17 protein-coding genes, 1 tRNA gene and 1 riboswitch are annotated in these 22,825 nt (G+C 65.5%); of the genes, 11 read left to right on the top strand and 7 right to left on the bottom strand.

Going from position 1 to position 22,825, the window contains the following annotated elements; genetic code table 11:
• The first annotated feature begins 11 nt into the window (after window positions 1-11).
• From V7R84_RS05695 to V7R84_RS05685, 3 genes are read left to right on the top strand one after another with little or no spacing between them, the layout of a single operon-like run.
• Window positions 12-1,688: a urocanate hydratase gene (locus V7R84_RS05695; protein ID WP_338572968.1), complete on the top strand. Its 1,677-nt coding sequence runs from the start codon at window positions 12-14 to the stop codon at window positions 1,686-1,688.
• A gap of 27 nt (window positions 1,689-1,715) precedes the next feature.
• A complete protein-coding gene (locus V7R84_RS05690; RefSeq protein ID WP_338572965.1) occupies window positions 1,716-2,837 on the top strand; it encodes a DUF917 family protein in 1,122 nt (373 codons plus the stop codon).
• On the top strand, window positions 2,824-4,461 hold the full coding sequence (locus tag V7R84_RS05685) for an aromatic amino acid ammonia-lyase (protein ID WP_338572964.1): 1,638 nt from the start codon (window positions 2,824-2,826) through the stop codon (window positions 4,459-4,461). Before V7R84_RS05690 ends, V7R84_RS05685 begins: the two co-directional genes overlap by 14 nt.
• A gap of 142 nt (window positions 4,462-4,603) precedes the next feature.
• Here the strand turns inward: V7R84_RS05685 and V7R84_RS05680 are convergent, their stop codons facing one another.
• Window positions 4,604-5,230 (bottom strand): TetR/AcrR family transcriptional regulator, encoded by a 627-nt coding sequence (locus V7R84_RS05680; RefSeq protein ID WP_338572963.1) that lies wholly within the window; start codon window positions 5,228-5,230, stop codon window positions 4,604-4,606.
• A gap of 109 nt (window positions 5,231-5,339) precedes the next feature.
• Between V7R84_RS05680 and V7R84_RS05675 the strand changes: the two genes are divergently transcribed.
• From V7R84_RS05675 to V7R84_RS05660, 4 genes are read left to right on the top strand one after another with little or no spacing between them, the layout of a single operon-like run.
• Window positions 5,340-6,518, top strand: a complete 1,179-nt coding sequence (locus V7R84_RS05675) for an alpha/beta fold hydrolase (protein WP_338572961.1) — start codon at window positions 5,340-5,342, stop codon at window positions 6,516-6,518.
• Window positions 6,519-6,576: 58 nt separating this feature from the next.
• Window positions 6,577-6,939, top strand: a complete 363-nt coding sequence (locus V7R84_RS05670; protein ID WP_338572959.1) for a PadR family transcriptional regulator — start codon at window positions 6,577-6,579, stop codon at window positions 6,937-6,939.
• Entirely contained in the window at window positions 6,936-7,760 is an 825-nt protein-coding gene (locus tag V7R84_RS05665) for an ATP-binding cassette domain-containing protein (RefSeq protein ID WP_338572957.1), read from the top strand. The genes V7R84_RS05670 and V7R84_RS05665 overlap by 4 nt, the downstream gene beginning before the upstream one ends.
• The gene (locus V7R84_RS05660) at window positions 7,760-8,452 is read left to right on the top strand and encodes a hypothetical protein (protein WP_338572955.1); all 693 of its coding nucleotides are present in this window, start codon (window positions 7,760-7,762) and stop codon (window positions 8,450-8,452) included. Before V7R84_RS05665 ends, V7R84_RS05660 begins: the two co-directional genes overlap by 1 nt.
• Window positions 8,453-8,549: 97 nt before the next feature.
• On the opposite strand, the gene V7R84_RS05655 is transcribed toward V7R84_RS05660, so the two are convergent.
• Window positions 8,550-8,622 (bottom strand) — tRNA-Lys (locus V7R84_RS05655).
• A 54-nt stretch (window positions 8,623-8,676) separates the two neighbouring features.
• Here V7R84_RS05655 and V7R84_RS05650 point away from each other — a divergent pair.
• Window positions 8,677-9,300 (top strand): hypothetical protein, encoded by a 624-nt coding sequence (locus tag V7R84_RS05650; RefSeq protein ID WP_338572954.1) that lies wholly within the window; start codon window positions 8,677-8,679, stop codon window positions 9,298-9,300.
• A 56-nt stretch (window positions 9,301-9,356) separates the two neighbouring features.
• A complete protein-coding gene (locus V7R84_RS05645) occupies window positions 9,357-10,274 on the top strand; it encodes a cation diffusion facilitator family transporter (RefSeq protein WP_338572953.1) in 918 nt (305 codons plus the stop codon).
• Window positions 10,275-10,343: 69 nt separating this feature from the next.
• Here V7R84_RS05645 and V7R84_RS05640 read toward each other — a convergent pair whose 3' ends face one another.
• Genes V7R84_RS05640 through V7R84_RS05630 form a run of 3 tightly spaced genes read right to left on the bottom strand, consistent with a single transcriptional unit; the run spans window position 10,344 to window position 16,887 of the window.
• A complete protein-coding gene (locus V7R84_RS05640) occupies window positions 10,344-11,222 on the bottom strand; it encodes a pyruvate, water dikinase regulatory protein (RefSeq protein WP_338572952.1) in 879 nt (292 codons plus the stop codon).
• Between the two features lie 45 nt (window positions 11,223-11,267).
• Window positions 11,268-14,972: a murein biosynthesis integral membrane protein MurJ gene (gene murJ / locus V7R84_RS05635; protein WP_338572949.1), complete on the bottom strand. Its 3,705-nt coding sequence runs from the start codon at window positions 14,970-14,972 to the stop codon at window positions 11,268-11,270.
• A complete protein-coding gene (locus V7R84_RS05630; RefSeq protein ID WP_338572948.1) occupies window positions 14,962-16,887 on the bottom strand; it encodes a DUF6049 family protein in 1,926 nt (641 codons plus the stop codon). The genes murJ and V7R84_RS05630 overlap by 11 nt, the downstream gene beginning before the upstream one ends.
• Before the next feature lie 83 nt (window positions 16,888-16,970).
• A riboswitch (TPP riboswitch) is annotated at window positions 16,971-17,073 on the top strand.
• 67 nt (window positions 17,074-17,140) lie between these two features.
• On the opposite strand from V7R84_RS05630, the gene V7R84_RS05625 reads away from it, so the two are divergent.
• Complete coding sequence (locus V7R84_RS05625; RefSeq protein ID WP_338572945.1) at window positions 17,141-17,782, top strand: ECF transporter S component; 642 nt, start codon at window positions 17,141-17,143, stop codon at window positions 17,780-17,782.
• Entirely contained in the window at window positions 17,739-19,988 is a 2,250-nt protein-coding gene (locus tag V7R84_RS05620; protein WP_338572942.1) for an ATP-binding cassette domain-containing protein, read from the top strand. Before V7R84_RS05625 ends, V7R84_RS05620 begins: the two co-directional genes overlap by 44 nt.
• Before the next feature lie 16 nt (window positions 19,989-20,004).
• Here the strand turns inward: V7R84_RS05620 and V7R84_RS05615 are convergent, their stop codons facing one another.
• Window positions 20,005-22,587, bottom strand: a complete 2,583-nt coding sequence (locus V7R84_RS05615; RefSeq protein WP_338572939.1) for a LysM peptidoglycan-binding domain-containing protein — start codon at window positions 22,585-22,587, stop codon at window positions 20,005-20,007.
• Between the two features lie 35 nt (window positions 22,588-22,622).
• Window positions 22,623-22,802: a hypothetical protein gene (locus tag V7R84_RS05610; RefSeq protein ID WP_338572936.1), complete on the bottom strand. Its 180-nt coding sequence runs from the start codon at window positions 22,800-22,802 to the stop codon at window positions 22,623-22,625.
• Between the last annotated feature and the right edge of the window lie 23 nt (window positions 22,803-22,825).

The following is a 22,825-nucleotide window of genomic DNA, read 5'->3' as shown; positions in this document are numbered from 1 at the left end:
AAGGAACAGCAATGACCGTCACGGCCCGCAGGGGAACCGAGCTGCGCTGTCGGAACTGGCGGGCCGAGGCGCTGCTCCGGCTGCTGGAGAACGTTCTCGAGGTGGGGGAGAGACCCGAAGAGCTGGTGGTCTACGCGTCCATCGGGAAGGCCGTCAAGGACTGGGACGCCTACCAGCGGATCGTCGATTCCCTGCAACACCTTGAGGAGGACCAGACCCTGGTGCTTCAGACCGGAAGACCCGTGGCGGTGCTGAACACCCACGCCGCCGCCCCGATGGTGGTCTCGGCGGTGAACAACACCGTGGGGAACTGGGCCACCGAGGAGAGGTTCTACTCCCGACTGGCGGAACACAAGACGATCTGGGGCGGGCTGACGGCTGCGGCTTGGCAGTACATCGGCAGGCAGGGTGTGCTGGGAGGCACCTACGAGCTGCTGCGCGCCGCCCTGGAAAAACACTTTCGGGAGCCTAGCGCCCCGCGCCGCTGGGTTCTCACCGCGGGGCTCGGCGGCATGGGGTCCTCCCAGCCTATCTCGGCGCGGATGCTGGAGCTGTCCACCCTGGTGGTGGAGGCCGATCCCGCGAAACTCGCGAAACTTGAGGCCGCCGGCGGCATCGACCTGGTGCTCGACGACCTCGACGACGCCCTCGCGACGATTTCCGCGGCGACTGCCGAACGGCGTCCCGTCGCCGTCGGGCTGCTGGGCAACGCCGCCGACGTGTTCCCCGCCGTGGCAGCCAGCGGTGCACGTCCCGACATCGTGACCGACCAAACCGCTGCCCACGATGCCCGCTACGGCTATCTGCCCTCCGGGTACACCCTCGAGTCGTGGGCCGAGGCCCGTGCAACCGACCCGGAACGGGTGGAACGCGATGCCCGCGTCTCCATGGCCACCCAGGTGCGGGCCATGCTTGCCCTGAGGCAGCGCGGATCGGTGGTGTTTGAGAACGGCAACAACCTCAGGGTGCAGGCCTCCCACATCCTCAGCGAGGCCGAGAAACAGCGGGTTTTCGCGGAGATCCCCGGTTTCATGGAGGGCTACCTGCGACCGCTGTTCAGCCGCGGCATCGGCCCCTTCCGGTGGATGATTCTCTCCGGCGACGACAACGACCTCGCGGTGGTCGACGATCTGGCGGCGACGATGTTCCCCGAACGCCCCGAGATCGCCCGGTGGATCGACCTGGCGCGCCGCCACATCCCCGCCCAGGGCCTGCCCGCCCGGTCCTGCTGGCTCGGATACGGGGAACGCTCGGCACTGGCCCTCGCGGTCAACGAGGCCGTCACCGACGGGAGGATCAGCGCACCGGTCGCCTTCAGCCGCGACCACCTGGATGCGGCCGGTATGACCCACCCCAGGATCGGCACCGAGGGCATGCGCGACGACTCCGACGGCGTGACGGACTGGCCCATCCTCGACGCCATGCTGCTGGCCAGCGGCGGGGCCGACCTGGTGGCGGTGCACTCCGGGGGCGGCGGCTACTCCGGATGGATGCAGTCGGCGGGGGTCACCGTCGTCGCCGACGGCACCGGGGCAGCGGCCACCAGGATTCGCCAGGCCCTCGACCTCGACTCCGGACTCGGGGTCGTCCGCCACGCCACCGCGGGCTACGAGGACGCCCTCGACGCGGTGCAACGATCCCACGAACCCGGCGCGCACGGCGCACCCCTCAACCTGATCCGAAACTGACCCGGACCGATCCGGAAGGAAACTGACATGCGTGAACTGACCATGGACGATGCCCGCTGGGCCGTTCTCGGCGGGGGGGTCTTCGCCTGCGGCGGCGGGGGCTGGCAGGACCACGGCGAACTGATGGGACGGATGGCCACCACCCTCAACCGTCCCGTGCTGGCCGGCGTCGACGAGCTGCCGGAGGACTCCTGGGTGGCAACCGTCACCGCGATCGGCGCCCCGGCCGCCCCCGACTGGGAGATCCGGCCCATCGACTACGTCGACGCGCTGCGGAAACTGATCGAACTGTCCCCTCACCCCATCGCCGCCGTCATCACCGGGCAGAACGGCTACTCCACCACCCTCAACGGCTGGATCCAGTCGTCGGCGCTCGGCGTGAAGGTCCTGGACGCGGCTGGCGATGTGCGTGCCCACCCCACCGGGAAACTCGGGTCCCTCGGGCTCACCACCCGAGAGGGATACGAAACCATCCAGGTGGTCTCGGGCGGCAACCGGGCCCGCCACGGGCACCTCCTGAGCATCAACATCGGTCGCGTCGACACCTGCGACGACGTGCTGCGAGACATCTCGGTGCGCTCCGGAGGATTCATCGCTTCGGCCCGCAATCCCGTTGAACTGAGCTGGGTGAAGGAACACGCCGCGCTGGGCGTGATCTCCCTGGCCCTCGACCTGGGCAGAGCCATGGAGGAGGCCGGGGCGGGCAGATCCCGCGCCGGGAAACGCGTCACCGGAACGGTGGTGGATCTCCTCGGCGGCGAGATCGTCGACGAAGGACCACTCACCCACGAGGTCGACCTGGTCACCAGAGGAGGCTGGGATCACGGCACCTTCCGGATCGGCGAACACACCGTCCCTTACCTCAACGAGTACATGGCCATCGACGGCCCCTCCGGGCGTGTGGCCACCTACCCGGACACCATCTTCATCCTCCGGAAGGACAACGGGCTGCCGCTGGCCGTGAAGGACGCCACCGAGGGGCGTGATGTGGTCCTGGTGAAGGTGGATGCCACGAAACTGCCGCTGTCATCGTCGGCGGTGGACCGTGTCGCCGTTGGGGAGTGTGAGGAGATCATGGGCATCGAGTTTCTGAAATATCTTCCGGAACGCCGGGAAACCCCGGATGGCGGAATCCGTGCACAGGCGTGAGAACTCCGAGGAACGGTTCCGGACTAGGAACGAACCGCTCCGACTGACCCTCAACGGCGCCTCCCTGACATGGTGTGACCTGGCCGCGGCTCTGAAGGCCGAACGCGTGGAGGTCGCGCTGGACCCTGTCTCCCGCGGCCATATGCGGAGCGCCCGGGCGGCGGGATTAGAGATCCTGGAATCGGACCCCGGGAAGAGGGTCTACGGCTGGAACCAGGCGCTCGGGCCGTTCAAGGACCGGCGGCTGGAACCCGAGGAGCAACTCCGGTTCCAGGTCAACGTGCTGCGTTCGCACAGCACCGGCCTGGGTGAGGTGTTGCCGCGCCGGGTGTCGCGACTGGCCCTGATCATCCGTGCGAACTGCCTCGCCAGGGGCACTTCCGGGGCCCGTCCCGAACTGGTCGAGCGAATGAACGACGCCGTCAACCTGGGGCTCATCCCGGTGATACCCGGAACCGGTTCGATGGGCACCGGTGACCTCCAACCCATGGCGGCCGCCGGGCTGGCGCTGACCGGGGACGTCGCGGGAAGGGTGCGCGGCGACGACGGCGAGGAACGGTGCGCGCCGCAGGCGTGGGCGGCCATGGGGCGAGACGTCGAGTTCCAGCTGGCCCCGGGGGAGGCGATCGCGTTGATCTCGGGGTCGGCAGTGCTGACGGCCCACCTGGCGTTGGCCGTCGAGGAGGTCTACCGGCAGGTCGAGACCTTCCTGGGTGCGTTCGCGTTGTTCTGCGAGGCGGCGCGGGTGGAACGAAACGCCTTTGACCCGCGGATCCACGCCGAACGTCACATGCCCTGGGAGATGCAGGCCAACGACCTGATCCTGCGACTCATCGGCGACAGCCAGTGGACGACGAACGAGGGCCGGCGCCGTGCGGGAGAGACTGCCCCGCGCATCCAGGATTCAACCTCGATCCGGTCGGTGCCGCACCAGATCGGCATCATCCTGCGCGAACTGGAACGGGCCAGGGAGGACGTCACCCGCGAGGCGAACTCGTCGACCTGCAACCCGCTGCTGATCCCGGACTACACGGGCGAGAGCCGCGAGTTCCTCTCCGGTGGCAACTGGGATGCGACGATTCTGGGGCACGCGGCGCAGTCGGTGAACAGCTGCCTGGCTCGGCTGGCGGTGCTCACCAAGGACCTGGCGGCCCGGCTGCTGCACGACGGCTGGAGCCACGGACTTCCCGCCGGACTGAGCGGAGGAGAACCCGGGATCAATTCCGGCATGCTCCTGCTGCACACCAGCGCAGCTGCGCTGATCCCCGAGATCCAGCTGCTCGCGAACCCCGTCGGTGCCCTGTCCTTCCCCCTCAAGGGCGGCCAGGAGGACTTCCACACCATGGCGATGGCCGCAGTCAACGGTCTGCGGGCCAACAGCCGTCGTTTCGATCAGCTCCTGGCGGTCCTGTTCGTCATCAGTGGGCAGGGCATCCACCTGCTGGAGGAACGAATGCGAGGACTGCCGCTGGGGACGGGATCGGCGCGTATTCACGAGCAGCTCCGGGCGCGGATCACGCCGCTGGGCGAGGACCGGGTCCTGACCCCGGAGGTTGACGCGCTGACGGAGGCGATCGGCAGGGGAGAGTTCTCGGTCGTGGTCCACGACCTGCTGGAGGACTAGGACCGGGACCGCGGCTCGGTCACCGAGATCTCCCCCAGCGCACTGAGAGCGGCGTCGATGAGGGCCCACCGGTCCTCCTCTGGGCAGCCCTTGTCGACCCAATGCAAGGCGCATCTGGCCGATAACGTCGCACGAGATCGTTTCATCGCGGTGGGGCGGGGCTCTCGGGGGGAAGCAGCTTCAGCACGTGCTGCAGCCTGTCTCCGGCTCCCGAGGTGTCGACGCTGCCGAAGATGGCCTCCTCCGCGAGCAATCCTAGCGTCATGCGCAGGAAGATCTCGGCGGTTATATCTGGGGGGCAGCTGACGATTCCCTCCCGTGACCAGCGGGTTGCCAGGGCCAGCAGGTGGGTCCTGATGGTGAGGTAGAGGTTCCGTATCTCTTCGCGGAACTCGGGGTCGCGCGGCATCTCTGACCAGGCGTTCACGGCGATCCTCGCGGTGGTGTGGAAGTCAGTGCCGGTCTCGCTGTCGTGCAGGATTCCCAGGACCGAGGTGAACGCCTCGGCCACTCCCGGGATGGGCGTGGTCTCGGTCAGTCGGTCAAGGTGTTCCACCAGCCGCCCGATCCTCAGGGCGCGCACCTCGTGGATGATCTCCTGCTTGCCGCCGGGGAAGTGGCGGTACACCGTCGCGGAGGACATGCCGGTCTCGCCGATGACGTCATCCATTGATGTGGCGTGGAAACCGATGCGGGCGAAGCAGCGGGCTGCCGCAACGCAGATGCGTGCTCGCTGCCGGTCGCGGAAGGCCTGGGTTACACGAGGCATGTCTCCACCTTGTCACAGGACCCATGATCGGGGTCGTGTTTGTGGCACGACGCGCACCCGCATACCCTTAAATAAAAATAATCGTTTTTGTTTGAGAAGGGAGCGGCTCGTGCAACGCACCTGGACCGTGAATGACTTCCCGCTCGGCTTCGAGCAGATTCACCCCGAGCCGAGCATCAATTTCCAGCTCAACCGCCTCTACCACTTCTCCGGCGACCCGGTGCTGCTCACCCAGCTCCGGAAAGCGGCGCCGGGCATTCGTGATTTCACGTCTCTGGTTGCCGGGCTCATTCCCCTGGCCGAGCGGGCGGAGGAGGACGGGGAGCTCTTGCGAGCTGCCATGTGCTACCGGGGTGCCGCGTTCGTGACCCCCGCGTCGGACCCTCATCGGCATGCCTGGTGGAAGCGGTTCCGCGATCTCTCCAACGCCTGGTACGGCATTGGCCCGGAGGTCCGGCACGTGATTCCGTTCGGCGGCGTCGACATTCCGGCCCTCCGGTTCCTCCTCGAGGGGAGGAGTCGGGGAACTGTCGTGCTGATGAATGGATTCGATGGTTACCTGGAAGAATTCACCCGCCTGATGCTGGTCCTGTGTGGCGCGGGATTCGAGGTCATCGCCTTTGACGGACCGGGACAGGGGGAGGTGCTGGAAACCAGTCGGGCTCCGATGATCCCCGAGTGGGAACGTCCGACAGCTGCCGTCCTGGATCACTTCGGGCTCGATGACGTGACCGTCCTCGGGTTCTCACTCGGTGGTGGGTTGGCGGTGCGGGCCGCCGCTTTCGAGCCCAGGATCGCGCGGGTCATCTGTTGTGACGTGCTGCCCGACCTCTTTGGCTCCCTCGCCGGGATTGCGCCTGCTCCGGTGCAGGAACTGCTCCGGCGAATGGTCCCGCTGGGCATCGGCAGACGGGCCGTCAACTCAGTGATGAACAGGATCGCTACGAGGGATCCTTTGGTTGCCTGGGGGATCCAGCAGGGGATGCTGGTCATGGGAGCGGAAGATCCTTTCGATTTCATCCGCGCCACCCTCCGATTCCAGACCGCCCGCTACAGCCATCGCCTGACCCAGGACGTGCTGCTCATGGCCGGAACCACAGACCACTATGTCCCGATTGAACACCTTCACGATCAGATAACCACCCTCACTGGGGTGCGCTCCCTGAGTGCCCGAATCTTCACTCCGGCTGAATCCGCCAGCAATCACTGCCAGCTCGGGAACCTGGGCCTCGCTGTGCGGACGGTGCTGAACTGGTTGGATCAGTTCGCCCCGGTGTGTGAGGAGTGAGGTGCAGAACCCGGTAGTCAGGTTGACTTACTACCAGTAGCTAGTTAGGTTGACAACCATGTTCGATGGCTTCCGACAGCAGTGGATCCACGGTTTCCTCGACCTCTGTCTGCTCGGCATGCTCGCCCGGGGACGCGAGTACGGGCGCGGGCTGGCTGCGGGACTGGCTGAGGCGGGATTCGGGGAGATTCCCGGTGGGACGCTCTATCCGGCCCTGCTGCGTCTGGAGAAACAAGGATTCGTTCGAGTGACTCGGGTGCCGAGCACGCTGGGCCCAGTGCGCAAGTACTACGAACTGACACCCCTCGGAGCGGAGGAGGCGTCGCGGCGCCGGGCTGAATGGCGGAGCTTCCGCGACGCCGTCGAACGGGTCGTCTCCGAGGCAGCGGCGGATGCCGGCGGTGAGGAGTCGAATCGATGACTGGGGAATGGGAACGGACGCTGGTCGGACAGCTCGTCGAGGCCGGTCTGGGTCGCGCTGAGGCGGACGGACTGGCGCGCGACGCGGCGGAGGAGGCCCGGGATGCGAGCCGCGATCCGCAGGAACTGTACGGGCCTGCTGTCGCCTACGCCTCCACCTTGGTCAGGACCCTTCACGTGGCCGAGACCGGAGCGCTCGGCGCGAGCCGTGGCGGGGGAGAGGTCGTGCTGCGGCTGCAATCCGTTTCGAAGAGTTACGGGAGGCGTGAGATTTTCCGCGGCATCGATCTGGAGCTGCGGGCTGGCGAGATTGCCGCCGTGGTGGGTGCGAACGGCTCCGGGAAGTCCACGCTGCTCGGGATCTGCGCCGGCCTGATTCGCCCTTCGGCAGGTGTGGTCCAGCGGGTCCCGCGCATCGGTTACGCCCCGCAACTAGGCGGGGTTGCCCCGCTGTTGACCCCGGACGAACACTTCCGTCTCTTCGGGGCCGCCACCCGCATGGGGGTCCGGAAAGCCCAGGGGACGGGACGCAGGCTCGCGTCCCTGCTCGGCTGGCGACCGCGTCGCGACATCGTGGCCTCGCGCCTGTCGGGTGGCACTCGGCAGAAACTCAACGTGGTGCTGGCCGAGCTGGATTGCCCCGATCTCATCCTGCTCGATGAGCCCTACCAGGGATTCGACGAGGACTCCTACCTGATCTTCCGCAGCCAACTGCTGCGCTGGCGCGACCGCGGGGCCGGGATCCTCATGATCACGCACATGCTGCACGACTTCGATGACATCGACCACGTCATTGAGCTTCACCCGGGGGAGGGCGTGTGATGATCCGGGCCGTGCTCGTCACCAGTCTGCAGGAAATGAGTCGGCGCATCACGGCCCTGGTGTTCATCCTGCTGCTCCCGCTGGCCTTCTACCTGGTACGCATCGATGTGCACTGGCAGGCGATCCGGTTCCTGTCGATCGGGATCGGCTGGGCCGTGGCGACGCTGTCGCTGTTCACCTTCATTGCTGCGCGCGACCTGGACAGGCGACTGGTGGTAGCGGGTGCCTCGCCTTCGTCCCTCTTCGCCGGACGGCTGGCGGCCGTGCTCACCGTCGGGCTGGGCCTGGCCGTGATCTACTTCGGGGTCGTCGCCCTCACCCTGGACGACCTACCCCGGGTGTGGTCGGTGTTGCTGCTGCTGGTCGTGACCGTGCTCATCGGGGCGCCGCTGGGTGCGGTGGTGAGCCTGGTGATCGTCAGGGAGCTCGAGGGAGCCCTTGCGTTGTTGGCCTTGATGGCCGTTCAGCTGCTCGTCGACCCCGACAGCTCCTACGCCGGGCTTATGCCTTTGTGGTCTACCCGCGAGTTGACCGGTTACGCCCTCGACACACCCATCGCCAACAGCCTGTCCGACGGGCTCGGGCATTTCGTCGTCACCATGGTGCTGTGCTCCCTGGCGGCATGGGGGTTCAGTGTCCTCAGGCTGCGTACCAGGAGATTCGAGCCGATCCTGGGGACATCATCGCGCTGAATCGTCGGGGTGCGACGCCGAGCGTGACGGCCTGTGCAAAGCGGAGAACATCGGAACTGTAGGCGCGGGGCCGGTGCTGTCCTGTCTGGTTTCCTCGTGCCCCCAGCGGGGATCGAACCCGCGACCCATGGATTAAAAGTCCACTGCTCTGCCAACTGAGCTATAGGGGCGGACACAGTCTAGCCACACTGCCTCTGCCCGGTCCACATGGCAGTCTTGGGGGCATGGGCGAACTGGGCGGGTTGTTGTGGGTGTTGGCCATTGGACTACCGTTGCTGATTCTGGCTGTCTACCTAGATGTGCGACGGCGACGTCAGGTGGAGGGGAAGCCCGCGCGGGACACGACTGAGGAGGCTCCCGGGTACCTGACCCAGTCGGAGATCGACGATCTACCCGCTCCGGGCGTCAAACGGTCGCTCCTCAGGAAGGAGCCGAAAGGGGAACGGCTGGAGATCGGACTCGCCGACCCGGGTTTCGCCGACGTAAACGGTCGTGTCGACCTTGAGGACGCGCACGTGCTCGTCATCGAGGGCACCGGGGTGAGCGTGCGGGAGTTGATGATCCCCATCGCCTTGTACCGACCGCTCGTGGTGGTGACCCGAGGGATGGATGATGAGGTGCTGGCAACGCTGGTTGCCAACCGGAAGAGCCTGGCCATGCCGTTGGCAGCCGTGATCACCGACCTGATCCCGGAGGTCGCGGACCTGACCGGGGCGTCGCCGGTGTCGGTTGCGGACCTGAGGGCCGGATATCTGCCGGCCGAGCACCTCGGGCATGCCACCCGATGGGTCACCGATGGCGCCCGCACCTGGATCGAACCCCATCCGCCCCTGGTGGGTACGACATAGGGAAGTCGAGCCTTCCAGGGGTTGATTCCGTCTCGCCAGACACCGAGCATGAGAATGTGTCGCCAAACCCTCAACGATCCTCCGAGCCCCTGGACCTGAGTCGCTACGGCTGGTTGGCCGTGGCCGCGGCCTTCGCCACCATCCTGCTGAAAGCGGGGGCTTGGCTGGTCACCGGTTCCGTCGGGCTGTTGGCCGACGCAGCCGAGTCCCTGGTGAACCTCGTCGCCGCCGCTGTGGCGTTGATCGTGCTGAAGGTGGCTGCGAGGCCCGCAGATGCGAATCACAACTTCGGCCACACCAAGGCCGAATACTTCTCGGCGGCCGTGGAAGGCGTGATGATCTTCGTTGCCGCGATCTCCATCGTCGTGTTCGCGCTCCAGCGGCTTGTCTTCCCCCAGCCCATCGAATCGCTGGGGATTGGATTGATGATCTCCATGATTGCTTCCGTACTCAACGGAGCCGTGGCACTCGTGCTGCTCAGGGCCGGGAAACGCCACCACTCCATCACACTCACAGCTGACGGCAAGCACCTGATGACCGACGTGTGGACCTCGGTCGGAGTGTTGGTGGGGATCGTGCTGGTGTGGATGAGCGGATGGAGCTGGCTCGATCCGGTGATTGCCATCGCAGTGGGAATCAACATCCTGTTTACCGGCTATGGTCTGGTGAAGGAATCGACCGAGGGACTGATGGATGCGTCCCTTCCGGAGCGGGACAACGAACGGCTGCGCATGATACTCACCCGTAGGGCCGGTGCCGGGATCGCCTTCCACCAGATGCGCACCCGGGTCTCCGGGGCCCGGCAGTTCATGGATTTCCACCTGCTTGTCCCGGATGACTGGAGTGTCAAACAGGGTCACGATTTCCTGGAGGACCTCTCCGATGAGATCGTCGCCGAGTTTCCGCGGATGAACGTCACCGGGCACATCGAGCCCATCAACGATCCTCGCAGCTACGCCCACGAGGGCATGTGACCGAGCCATCCCGCAGCCGCTCCGGACCTGTCCGAAGGACTGCCTGGAGGGGCGGTGGTCGCGAAGCGATCAGGGGGCGATGCGCAATTGTCCTGCAGGCCGGCGGAGATGGGAGTCCGCCCTCCGGGCGCGTTCGTCGACGATGTCGATGATCCGCGCCGCGGCCTCTTCCAGGGCGAGGCCAGTGGTGTCGACGATGGGCGCGCCCAGCCGTCGCTGAATGGCGCTTACTTCGTCCAGTTCATTGAGGATCTGTCCCAGGTCCGCGTAGCCGTCGTGGGTGCCGAACCCCCCCAGCCCCTGCACACGGCGCGACCTGATCTGCAGCAGGCGTTCGGCGTCTATCGTCAATCCGACGATGCGCCAGCGGTCGATACCGAAAAGCTCTTCGGGCGGTCGGATACCGGGAATCAGAGGAATGTTGACCGTCTTGTAACCCAGATATCCCAAGTAGATCGACAGCGGGGTCTTGCCGGAACGTGAGGCCCCGATCAGGCAGATGTCGCATTCCCGGAGCGCAGCCGGTATGGCTCCGTCGTCGTTGCGGATCGCGAACTCCATCGCGGCGATCCGCACGAAGTAGTCGGCCTCCACACCCACGGGGCGCATGGGAACCTCGTCGGCGGTGTGACCGGAGATTCTCTCCAGAGCGCCCAGGGCATCGCCCATCAGGTCGGTGTAGGGGATCGCGAGATCTTCACAGGCGTTGATCACCAGGCTCCGCATCTCGGCGTTCACCAACGTGAAGAACACGGCCATCGGGCGGCCTGCCCGTTCCTTCAAGGTGCCCAAGGCCTTCATCATGGCGTCCAGTTTTCCCAGTCGGGGGTGCCTGATGATCTCGAAGTGCGCATCCGGGAACTGGGCGCGGGCTGCTCGGGCCAACCGCACAGCTGTCTCACCGGTTGAGTCGGCCAGCACATGGATCTCCAGGTCACCGTCGGTCATGGAGAAACCGTAGCGGACCGGTCGGGGCCGCGCCCACGACGTCCCTCACCCCTGTTTGACGACGATCTCGTTCACGGTCCCCACGTAGCGTCCCGACGAGACCTCCGGCAGTTTGGTGAGGTAAATCAGCACATAGCGGCTGGTGACCTCTTCAGTGGGTGTGAGGACGGTCTGCTCCGAGGTGTCCTCGGCTGTGGCTACAGTCCTCCACTGGGCCTGACGGTCCATGGGGGCTTTGTCCGTGGCCTCCTTTTCCGGGACCCGCAGCTCGACTGTTTCGCCGGCCGCGGCAAAGGTCACCTCGATCTCTCCTAGCTTGACTGGCTTTCCCAGATCGAGCACCAGCCCGACACCCGGTTTCAAACCACCCAGCTTGGGGTTGTCCAGGTACTGCATGGTGGACCAGCCCGTGCTGGGGTCGCCGTCGATTGCGTTGTTCACCTGGTCCGGATGTTCCTGCCCGTTGCCATTGTCGGCCCGGGGATCGAAGTCGGTGACAGTGGCCACGGGGATGACGGTGCCGGTGGCTGGTGCCTCCTGTGACTCGCTGGCCGTGGGCGTGGGGGAGCTGGACCCGGGGGCCTCGGGCCTGCCGATGCTGTTGATCGCGACCACGATCAAGGAGATCACGAGAGTGGCGATCGCTGCCACCAGAACCACCCACAACAGGGGCCTGCCCTCGTAGGTGGGCTTGGCGGATTTCACCTCCTCCACTGCACTGGTCTCCACCACCCGTTGGCGGGATTGCCGGGCCACTGCCGGCTGCACCTGCGTCGCGGTGGAGTCGGGAACCACGGGTGTCGGCATCGAGTCCAGTGGGGTGGGCCGCAGGTGGGTCGGGATGGGGTTCTGCGGCTGCCTGACCCGGGCTTCCAGGTCCGGGGAGGCATCTGCTGTTCCCAGCACCGTGGCGAGTTCCGAGGCCAATTGGGAGGCCGTTGTGATCCGCTGATCTGGTGCCAACTCCTGTCCCGCCAGGGCTGCTGCACAGATGCGATCCAAGGCGGGGGAGATACCGGGGGTCACGGAGCTCATCAAGGCGATCTCTCCGTTGACGAGCGGGGCAGCGGGAAGACCCAACATGTCCCCACCCGGCCAGTGCAGCACCAGCATTGCGTACAGCAGACTGGCGAGCCCTCGCACATCGGCCGCCTCACGGTCGCTCCACTTCACGGATGTGTTCGGATGGAACCCGGCCTCGACCCCGAAACCGGCCAGTTTCACGGCGCCGAGGGTCGTGATCACGATGTTGTTGGGGGTCAGCTGCTCGTGAAACAGTCCCTGTCCGTGCAACGAGGTGAGGGCATCCGCCAGTTCCCGGACGACCCAGGCTGCTTCCAGCGTGCTGAGTGGGCCGTGTTTCAGCAAGTTGGCAAGTGAACTGCCATGCGCGTACTCACAGACGATGTAGCCGCCGATCTCGCGCGGATCGTTGTCCAGGCTGACGGCATCCAGCACCCGCAGGAAACGGGAATCGGTGGCGATTGCTCCCTTGCGGGCCGCCTGCAGCAGGTTGGTGGTGTGGGGACTGCCCTCCGGGATGATGTGCGCCATGACATCGCGGGAAAGCACCAGGTCGTGGGAGCGCCACGTTTCAATGCCGTCCCGTACCGTGATTAGTTCCTCGATGCGGAATCGTGTGGAGAGCAGGTCGCCAGTGCTCATCAAGCGCTGGCCCGAGGTGATTTCGTCGACTCCCTCGAACATGGAGGGCTCGTCCGGGCCGATGATCTGCGCCTGCATGCTTGTCTCGACCGGCGAGACCGAGGGTTCGGGAGCCGGGGTGTTCTGCACGGCGGGGGTTATCCGGGTGGCCACGAGGTCATCGGTGGAATCCGGATCGACGTCTGCAGGATCCGGGGTGAGTTTGCCCACCAGGCTTGGTAGTTCGAGAGCTGCAGCCATGGACTCCTCCGGTATGCGTGCCGCGTTCCAACCGTTGAAAGTGCCGTCGGCGATGATTGTGTGCAGGCCTGTCGGCATAAGGTCATCCACCAGAGCGGCCGCGGTGGCGGGTTCCGCACCAATGGTGGGGATGTGTGGCAGGGACGGTTCTTTCTGCGGTTTCTCGTCCTCAGTGGGAGCGGAGGGCGTGCCCCGTCCGAGCCGGGAACGGATCATGTCGCCGAGGCTCGCGAGCTCCCGGACTTTCAGCGCCTTGCCCACCACCAGGAAACCGGCCCCGATGATGCCGCCTCCCAGACACAGCGCCAGCAGGGGGCCGAGAATTCCGCCGGGGAGTGCATCCAGGATCAGGTTGGATAGGAACCACGCTACTAGGGCGCCGCTGCCTGCGCCGATACCCAAGCGGGCGACGTGCATCATGAGATCCCGACCGTTCAGGTGGGGTATTTTCCGCTTGAGTTGGCGCCAGCTGAGCTGGACCCCCACCAGGTAGGCCAACGAATAGGCTCCTGCGAGTGCCGCCGCTGTCCACGAGGGATCATTGATCAGATGGACTAGCAGCAGGGCGCCTACTGCGTTCACGCCTCCTATCACGAGCTGCAGCCGGAACGGGGTGCGGGTGTCCTCCAGGGCGTAGAAGGTACGAAGGCAGATGAACTGCACGGTGAACGGAACCGTGCCCAGGGCGAAGGCCCCAAGAGCCCAGGCGATCAGGTTGGCGTCGCGGCTGCCCTGGCCATGGCCGAACAACAGGATGGCCATGGGGTCGGAGAGTGCCAGGAAAACCATCGAGGCGGGCACCAGCGCCACCAGCGACAGTCGCATTGTTTTGCGAGCCTCGGCCGCGACGCCCTCGAGGTCCCCCTCGGCGGCCAGCCGGGATGCGTTGGGCAACATTGCGGTTGCCAAGGAGACTGTGATCAGGGAATGCGGCATCATCCAGATCAGGCTGGCGTTTCCGTAGACGTTGGAGCCTCCACCAGATCCGGCGGCCGTCGCGGAGGTGGCCAGACGGTTGACCAGCATCAGCACGGCCTGGTTGATGAGCACGAAACCCAAGGTCCACTTGGCCAGTTGGAAGGTCTTGCCCAGCCCTGCTCCCCGAAGGTCGAAACGTGGCCTGAACCGGAAGCCGATTTTTTTCACGAACGGGATCAGCACGAGGGCCTGGGCCGCGATCCCCAGTGTGGAGCCGATACCTAGCAACAGTATCTGCTCCGTGGTGAACGCACCCGAATGGTCCCCTCCGGCGCCCCAGATCACCAGGTAGAAACCCAGCACGAGGATCGAGATGACGTTGTTGGCGATTGGCGCCCACATCATGGGACCGAACTGGTCGCGCGCATTGAGGATTTGCCCCAGCATCGTGTAGGCGCCGTAGAAGAAAATCTGAGGCAGGGTACAGTAGGTCAGCGCCACCATCGAGGCGTACTGGGACTCGAGGTCTGGGGTGCGGTAGGCATCCGACGAGTAGAGGAACGTGATCAGAGGGGCCAGGAGGGTCAGGACCACCGTTACCACGCTGATGGCCAACATGAAAGCGGTCATGATCCGGTTCGTGAACGCTTCGCCGCCGTCCTCGTCATGACGGATGGCGCGCACGATCTGCGGTACCAGAACAGTGTTGACCGCGCCACCCACGAACAGGATGTACATGCCATTGGAGATCGTGCTCGCCAACGACAGGATGTCGGCCTGTCGGGTGCCGTTGCCGAGGATGAAGGCCACCAGCATCGTCCTCAGGATTCCGAGACCCCGGGAAACGAGCGTCCCGGCGGCCATCAGGGCGCTCGCGGAAAGCAATTTGCGGGTGTTGCTCACACCGCTACCGGCACTACTGCTCACGACTCTCCCTGGCTCGTTCCCTCTGCACTGCCCTGATACGCAGGAATGTGCCTCCGCCCACTACTGCACCCGAGATGACGATGATGATCCAGCCGACTCGCCCAAGGCCGGTGGCCGTGATCTCCACCGGCACCACTGAACCGAATGCCGTTCCCTGCTCCGTCGTGAGTTGGGCCCGCACCGTCACTACACCGTTGGATGTGGTGGACGGGGAGATGCTCACCGTTCGGTGCTCGCCAGGTCCCAGGGTCACCAGGTCGGAGGGGGCGACCCGGATCCGGTTGGGGGAGTCGCTGACGAACTGCACTCGCACTTTCACTGTGATGGGGAGCGGATTGCTGATCGTGACAGGGAAGTTGTTGGTCTCGGATCCCATCACGAACTGGCTGGCGGCGCTCAATCGGATAGCGGACGGGGCCAGTTTCTCGCTCGGGGTTGCGCTGACGAAATCCATCGCCTCCTGCTCGGATTGGAAAGCGCTGTTGAAGGCCCGAGCAGCAATGGTTGCGTTCAGGGCCGTGCGGTCGGTTCCTGTCAACTCTTCCAGAAGCTGGGTGGAGTCAAAGATGCCCTGCACCTGGGAACGCAGCTTGGGCCACGATGTGGTCTGCTCCTTTGGTACTTCGTAGCGGGCCTGGCCGCTGGGTTCAGGGAGAGGGGCGGGGGTTTCGGAGCCTGCCAGGAGCTCTGCACGAGTGATGTCCTTGGCCTCTCGGATCATGTGGATCGTCGGGTTTCCTCCCAGCAGTCCCTCGGCCAGGCGACGTCCTGAGATCTGTGCGCCCGTGAAGGTGTTTCCAGGACTTATCCCAGGCAGGTCCATGGGGGAGATGCGTAGGGCGTGAGCCTTGAGGTCGTGGTTCGTGGTGCTTATCTCGCCGCTGGATATGAAGTTGTTTCCGAAAACCTTCTGGAAGCCGTGGAGGGCCAGCGTCAACGCCAGGTCCTGGGAGTCGTTCTCATTCAGGTCGGCGACGAGGGGTGCGTTGCTGATGGTCTGTTCAAGCCCCGATGCCTGTAAAGCGGTCTCGGACCATCCCAATGCGGCCTCGAAACCGGACAGGTCCCCGGCAGCGTGCAGACGCGCTAGGTTGGGGTTTCCGAATGGCAGCCGCATTACTCGACCTGTACTGATCAAACTCTTGATGCGGCTTACGAAATTGCTGGCGGTCTCGCTCGGCGCAGCGGCCTGGCCAGCGACGGTGTGTTCCCCGGCCAATACCTGGGCCTCGACGAGCAGGGAAGGGTCCAGCAGCGTGTAGGTTTCGGGTTTTTCAGCCGCCTCCAACAGCTTGGACAGTTCTCCCACGAGCCGGGATTCGAGGGAGTTGTCTTGGAAATCGGTGTTGTCGAGCAGGGTGGGGCGGGCGGTGAGCTTCACGATGGTCGAGACCTGCAAAGGCTTCTTTGTGGCGACGGCGAACGCCCTGCCACGTCCCACGTTCATGGGGCCCTGAGTGGACGAGTTGGAGCGGACCAGCGCCCCGAAAAGGTAGACGGCATCCGTCTTCGAGGACAGGGCCAGATCCTTCGTGGTCGCGCTCACCGTGAACTTCACGGAGGCCCCCGGGGACAGCTCGCCGAGATCCTGGTAGTTCTCCTTGGAATTCGTGACCCGGCTCCCCTGGGGTTGCGTCGCGCCGGGGGTGAGAACTTGTTCGAGCTCGGCGTGTTCCGTGATCGGCTTGGTCGAGTGCCAGAAGTGAACGCTGGCATTTTCGACGACCTGATCAGTGGTGTTGCGCACCATCCCGGTGATGGTGATGAGCTGGTCCGGTTGCGAACGGTCCAACATTTGAGGGGTGAGGGACTCGATGCTCACGTCGACGGGCTCGTTAGCCCGGGAAGGGGTGGCGACGATGCCGACGGCGATGGCCGCCAGCAGCAGCATCCAGGTCATCAGCCTTCTCGTCACCGGGCCATCGTAATAGGAGGTTCCGTCCAATCGGGAGGGCGTGGTCGAGATGCGCCGGTGAAGCGCAGCAACTAGAGTTCGTTTCGATACGACAGGGGAGCGCAGCTGCGCTGAGAGTGCGGGTAACCGCAGACCCTCGAACCTGAACCGGTTAGCACCGGCGTAGGGAGTCGGGAATCTCCGGTCGCGACGGGTGCGCTCGCCGCGACCTCCCTGAGGAAACCGGGACATCCGGCGAACCATGGGAGTTGACATGACTGCAACCGCCAGCACAACGACCCCGAGGACACAGCTCGCGGTGGGGGGACCCCTCGCGTGGCGTTCCGTGGATCTTGTGACCACCGCCATTCTCGGCGTCGCGCTGGGCGTCGCCTTTTGGGGATGGGATCTGCTGCTCTACCCCGCGGTGTCGGCGCTGCTCAACACCGCCTTCCCGCCCCTGGCGAGTCTGACTCTCGGAGTGTGGGTGTTGCCCGCGGTTGTGGGTGGGTTCGTGGTGCGCCGTCCCGGGGCTGCCCTGCTCTGCGAGATCGTGGCCGCCACTGTCGAGGCGCTGTTGGGAAATCAGTGGGGGCTGAACGTGATGATCTCGGGCGCTTTGCAGGCGCTCGGGGTTGAGATCATCCTCGCGGTCTTTGTGTGGAGGGGATTCCGTCTCGGGGTGGCGGTGTTGGCAGGTGCGCTCTCCGCCATCCTCGAATTGTGTTGCTGGGAATGGTGGGTCTACCAGGGTGAGTACACCTTCAGCATGAAGCTGGTGGCCCTCGGCTGCGCAGTCGTTTCCTGCAGTGCGATCTCCGGTCCCGGAGGTTGGGGCCTGGTCAGGGCGATGGCCGCGACTGGGGCGTTGAATGCCTTCCCCGCAGGTCGGGAGCACCTGGTCCGGCGTGGCTGAACGGGGGGCATTGCGGGCGGTTGCTCTCACCTGGCAGCCCCTGGGAACAGATCATCCGCTCCTGGATGACGTGAACATCGAGATCGGGGCGGGGCAGAGAGTCCTGTTGGCTGGTGTCAGTGGGGCGGGTAAATCCACCCTGCTGCGGGCCTTCGCAGGAGTGCTGGAGGATCACACCCCGGGGCAGCTTTCGGGTGAGGTGACGGTTGGGGGTCTTCCGGCGGTCGCGGGTCGCGGTGATGTCGTCCTGACCGGTCAACAACCTTTCGACTCGATCGTCGCCGAGACTGTGGAGCGTGACGTCGCCTTCGGGCCGGAGAACCTCGGCCTGCCGGTCACGGAGATTCACGACCGGATCGCCGAGGCGTTGGAGCTGGTCGATTTTCCCTTCCTTCCCGGACATCCGACGGCGGCGTTGTCGGGTGGGCAGGCCCAGCGGCTGGCGCTGGCGGGAGCACTGGCCATGAAACCCGACGTGCTTCTCCTTGATGAGCCGGGGGCGATGCTCGATGCTCCCTCGGCCGCTCGGCTGCGGGATGCAGTGAACGACGTGGTCGTCAGCACCGGTGCCACCCTGGTAGTCGCTGATCACGACATCGCTGGGTGGAACGGGATCGTGGAGCGGCTGGTGGTGATCGATGCAGGACGTGTTCTCGCAGATGGTCCCTTCGAGGAGGTTGTGGAGACCATGGGTGCCCGCCTCCTCGAGCTGGGGCTCTGGGTTCCGGGGGCGCCCGACCCGGAACCTGTCGCTGTCGACCTCGGAAGAAACGCGTCCCGGGACATGAGGGATGTCATGGCCCAGGCCCGGGGAATCACGGTTGACCGGAGGCCACCGCTCACCCTGAAGAGCACCCGGGAAGCAAAGCCGCGGCGGGTGCTGTGTGACGTCGACGTGGAGCTGCGGCAAGGAGAACTGGTGGCCCTTAACGGCGACAGCGGGGCGGGTAAGTCCACCCTGCTGGCCGCTCTCCTGGGAACGCTGCCCGTGACATCAGGCGAGGTGAGGATCGGGGGTGACGATCCAGCACGCCTCACCTCACGACAGCTCGCGGCGAGAGCAGGCTGGGTTCCGCAATTCGCGGAGGGCCTGGTTGTGGGGGACACCGTATTGTCCTCCCTGACTGCCACCGCCCTGGTGTTGGGAGGCGACCGGGAGGATGTGAAGGCCCGGGCCCGGCGGCTCCTGGCGGCGGTGGGACTCGGCGACATGGAGGATCGTCATCCGTTGAGCCTGTCGGGCGGTGAACAGCGACGCCTGGCCGTTGTCTCCTCAGTGCTCCACACACCTGGTGTCCTCCTGGCGGACGAACCCACCGTGGGATTGGACCGGGTGACCTGGGCTGCTGTGGCGGGTGTCCTGCTCTCGGCCCGGGAGGCCGGAATCGGGGTGTTAGTTGCTACCCACGATGCCGCTTTGACGCGCCTGGCCGACCGGCGGATTGGCCTGCCCTCCCCGCCCACGGCTGAGGAGGAGCGTTCTCCGATCGCGCAGGAAGAGGTAGGAGCCAGGGGGTTGCTGGGGAGGAGTGGGCCGCTCTCCCTGCTGCTCGGTGCGGTTTTCTTCACCGCATCTGGTGTCATCGCAGGGGGTTTGCTGCCGCTGACGATTGGGGTGGCGGCCCTGGTTGCGGTGGGAATGGTGCTGTTGCGGTTTCGGTTCCCACTCGGACGGCTGGTGGCCCCTGGTATCGCTATTGCATCCATCGCATGGTCCAACTGGCTGCTCTCCGACCCCCGTGCCATTGAACCCGCGCTCGTGGCCGCCCTGCGGGTGGCATTCATCGTGCTGCCCGGTGTGGTGGCGGCTTCCTTCCTGGAACCCACCGCCCTCGGGGACCATCTCGGGGGCCGGTTGCGCTTACCGTCGCGTCTTGTCTTGGCAGTGGTTGCGGCCCTCCGCCGGCTCGATGGGTTCGCTGAACTGTGGCAGGAGATCTCGCGGGCACGACGGGTCCGTGGTGTCGGTGCTGGTCGTTCCCCGCTCAGCAAGGCGCGTGAGTGGGGGGCGCTGTGTCTTGCGTTGCTGGTGGCTTCAGTCAGGCAAGCTGGGCGGTTGACGATCGCCATGGACTCGCGCGGTTACTCCGCCCCGGGCCCCAGAACCTGGTTGGGGGAAGCCGCATGGACTCGCGAGGACACCGTGCTGGTGGTGATCGCCGCTTCGCTGGCCATCCTGCCTCATCTGCTCGGAGCGCTCATCTGACCCTGTTCGGGGGCGGTTACCCGGCGTCGGATCGTTCGCGGTGGGTCCCTCGGCGGCAAGTGTGGAGGGCCTCTTGGATCATGCGTACCGAATCTGGCCCGAGGTCTCGTCCTGAGGCGCGCGCCTCACGTGTGAGCAGCAGCACCTGCTGGTCCACTCCAGCCCGGTCGCCGCGCTGGGCGAGCGAGCGAATCCGCCGTACGACCAAGGGCTCCACGTCCCCTGCGGCGCGGATTCCTTGGGAGATGGCCCAGTCGGCTAGTGCATGTTCCCCGCGGGCCGTGCAACGATCCGCCAGCACCGCCGCGGCGTCAATGATCATGTTCACCATGTCGCTGCGCAGTTGTTCTGCCCAGCTCCACTGGAATTCGAAACTTCCTAGTGGTGTTCCTCGGACCAGCGCGAGTGCCTCGGCCAGTGATGTTTCGCCGGCCCGGTTGACCCCGCCTGCGAGCAGTGACTGGAATCTCTCCCAGTCACTCGAAACGGAGGCAGCGAGCCGGATGCGTCCGGAATAGGCATCGGGCAGGTGTTCTCCCTCCGGTCCCTTTCCCAACCAGCCACGCAGCCTGGACATGTTCGAGCGCCTGGTGCTCTCGGCGACCATCAGTGATTCCCGCATCTGGGTGGGGGTTGCTCCCGGATTGGACAGCAGCCAGGCGCAGCATTCGAGGCAGCGCCCGGTGGCCCGGGCCGGTCGCGAGCCGTCGCAGGCCACCAGGTCCACCTCCCCCAGGAGAAGCAGCGTCGGTGAGTGAGGTTCGGCGGCCATGGGTGGTTCCTTGACGGGGCCGCTGCCGGGCAGCGGGGTTTCTTTGGGGGGAAGAGGGTCATCGCACCACCAGGGGGCAGGCTCCGACTCCGGTGCGATCGAGGACGTGAACAACTCGACCAACGCGTGACGGGCAGGTCCCGGGATGAGCTGGGGCTCGAACTCCTCTCCGGAGTCCAGCCTCGCGGTCCGAGCATCCTGCAACTCCAGATGGTTTCCTGGAGCGGAGGGGCGTTGCCGAGTTGGGGCTATCACGCTGACCCCGACCTGGCCGAGTTCGAGTGCCTGGGCGACGCGGATCACCTGCTGGTGGGTCAGTGGATCGCAGAGGATGAATACCGTGGGGGCGAATCCGGTGGTCCGGTCCGGATCCGAACGCACTGCTGTGAGCGAAGCCGAACCGAGCGCCACGCGGCGACCAGCGCAGAGTTGTTCCAGGTGTGTCAGGGCGTCGTCGGTGGATGGCATGACCACGAGGCGAGGATCGTCGATGGCTTCGGCCCAGGCTTCCCGGGGGTTGGCTGCAACCACATCGACCTCGGATGACCACTGCGCGCACAGCAGACTTGTCCAGGTGCTGGCGGTCATGCCTAGGACCTCTGGGTGGGGACCGGAGAGCCAGAGGCAACGACTCTCCTCCAGAGTGATCCAGACTTCCTCCTCTCCGCGCCAGCCCAACAGCACGGAGGTGGGGGAGGGGTTGACGGGGTCATTGGGTCGGGGTTGTGTTCCTCGGCGTCCCAGGGCCGTCCAGAAATGTTCCAGAGGGGATGGGACGGATATGGAGCGGCGTCCGAGGGGACGGGTTTGTAGGGCGCTTCGACGGCGCAGCGAAAGGCCTGTGATGACCCCCGCCGCCAGGAGACCCCCGATCGGGCCGAGGTAACCCGACAGGTCGGGGTGTTCCTCCACGGAAGAGGTCTCGGATGCTGGGCCAGGGCTTTCAGTCGGGGATGGGAGGGGTGAGGGCGTGGGAGTCGTTTCCGGTGAGGGAGTGGGTGTGGGGACTGGCTCGCTGGCGGTGGGCGGGGCGGGATGTGACGGTGTGCCCAGGGCGGCAACGTCCGCCCCGGGCAGGGTGAGCACCCAACCGGTGTCGATCTCGTCGGGGTCGGTGATACGGTCCCGGTTGGCATCGTGGAGCTCGGGCCAGCGCTCGGGATCCCCGAGGTGCTGCTCAGCCAGGTGCCAGAGGGAATCTCCTGACTCCACGGTCACCGTCATGGGCAGCCGCAGGATCGTTCCCGGAGGAGGGGGATGATCCACGTCGATCCCCGGGTTTGCGGCAATCAGCTGGCGCCATCTTTCCCCTGCACCGAGTTCGTGTTCGGCGATATCCCACAGCTCGTCACCTGGCTGCACCTTGTACTCCCGCCATGTGATGGGTTCCTGCCGAGTGGTGTGGGACGCCGTATCGGTGGGGTCGGTGGGAGTGACCTCTGTCAGTGCTGCAACTGCTGCGGGAGTATCGAGCAGGGGTGAGGAAGCATTCGCCGCCAGCAGTGGTGACAGCGCGGCAGCCACCAGCAAAGCGACGACGGGACGGAGCCAGCCCGCGCCGGGTACGTGGAATCTGATCCGACCTCGTGAAGTAGCGTGCAGCAGCTCGCCGATGGTGGTCAGGGCGAGTAATCCCCAGGCCAGCCAGCCAAGCAACGACAGCACTCCTAGGATGATGCGACCGTCGTCGGGACGTAGTAGGGCGTTTCCCCAGTCGACCGTCGCCAGGTCAGCCAGCCGGCCCCAGCAGAGCAGTGCCCAGGGCACGCCCAACAGCAGGACGGCGAGCAGAACAGCGGCGCCGGTGGCTTTCGCAACTCGTCTCACGCTGGGATTCCTTCCGGGCGGTTCCATTCGTCGGTTCACTTGGGAAGTTTTGCCTCCACGAATTTCGTGATGACGCTGACCACGAGTAGAGCGATGGTCACGGCTCCTGCCAGGAGAATGGCGTTTTCCGTCGACTGCGATAATCCGCGCTCGTCGCGGCGGGGCGGGATGAGCAGGGTCAGGTACTGCTGGAGGAGATTCAACAAGGGGGACATGGTTCCTTCTTCCCTATCTGGTT

Source organism: Arachnia propionica, from assembly GCF_037055325.1.
Lineage (GTDB): Bacteria > Actinomycetota > Actinomycetes > Propionibacteriales > Propionibacteriaceae > Arachnia.
Note: the sequence above shows the minus strand (reverse complement) of the source record. Positions and strands in the feature narration are given on the sequence as shown.

Coding starts and splice junctions, on each gene's coding strand:
- V7R84_RS05660 (WP_338572955.1), top strand. CDS start 7,760: ATGATCCGGGCCGTGCTCGTCACCAGTCTGCAGGAAATGAGTCGGCGC.
- V7R84_RS05620 (WP_338572942.1), top strand. CDS start 17,739: ATGCCTTCCCCGCAGGTCGGGAGCACCTGGTCCGGCGTGGCTGAACGG.
- V7R84_RS05625 (WP_338572945.1), top strand. CDS start 17,141: ATGACTGCAACCGCCAGCACAACGACCCCGAGGACACAGCTCGCGGTG.
- V7R84_RS05640 (WP_338572952.1), bottom strand. CDS start 11,222: ATGACCGACGGTGACCTGGAGATCCATGTGCTGGCCGACTCAACCGGT.
- V7R84_RS05690 (WP_338572965.1), top strand. CDS start 1,716: ATGCGTGAACTGACCATGGACGATGCCCGCTGGGCCGTTCTCGGCGGG.
- V7R84_RS05680 (WP_338572963.1), bottom strand. CDS start 5,230: ATGCCTCGTGTAACCCAGGCCTTCCGCGACCGGCAGCGAGCACGCATC.
- V7R84_RS05665 (WP_338572957.1), top strand. CDS start 6,936: ATGACTGGGGAATGGGAACGGACGCTGGTCGGACAGCTCGTCGAGGCC.
- V7R84_RS05650 (WP_338572954.1), top strand. CDS start 8,677: ATGGGCGAACTGGGCGGGTTGTTGTGGGTGTTGGCCATTGGACTACCG.
- V7R84_RS05670 (WP_338572959.1), top strand. CDS start 6,577: ATGTTCGATGGCTTCCGACAGCAGTGGATCCACGGTTTCCTCGACCTC.
- V7R84_RS05610 (WP_338572936.1), bottom strand. CDS start 22,802: ATGTCCCCCTTGTTGAATCTCCTCCAGCAGTACCTGACCCTGCTCATC.
- V7R84_RS05695 (WP_338572968.1), top strand. CDS start 12: ATGACCGTCACGGCCCGCAGGGGAACCGAGCTGCGCTGTCGGAACTGG.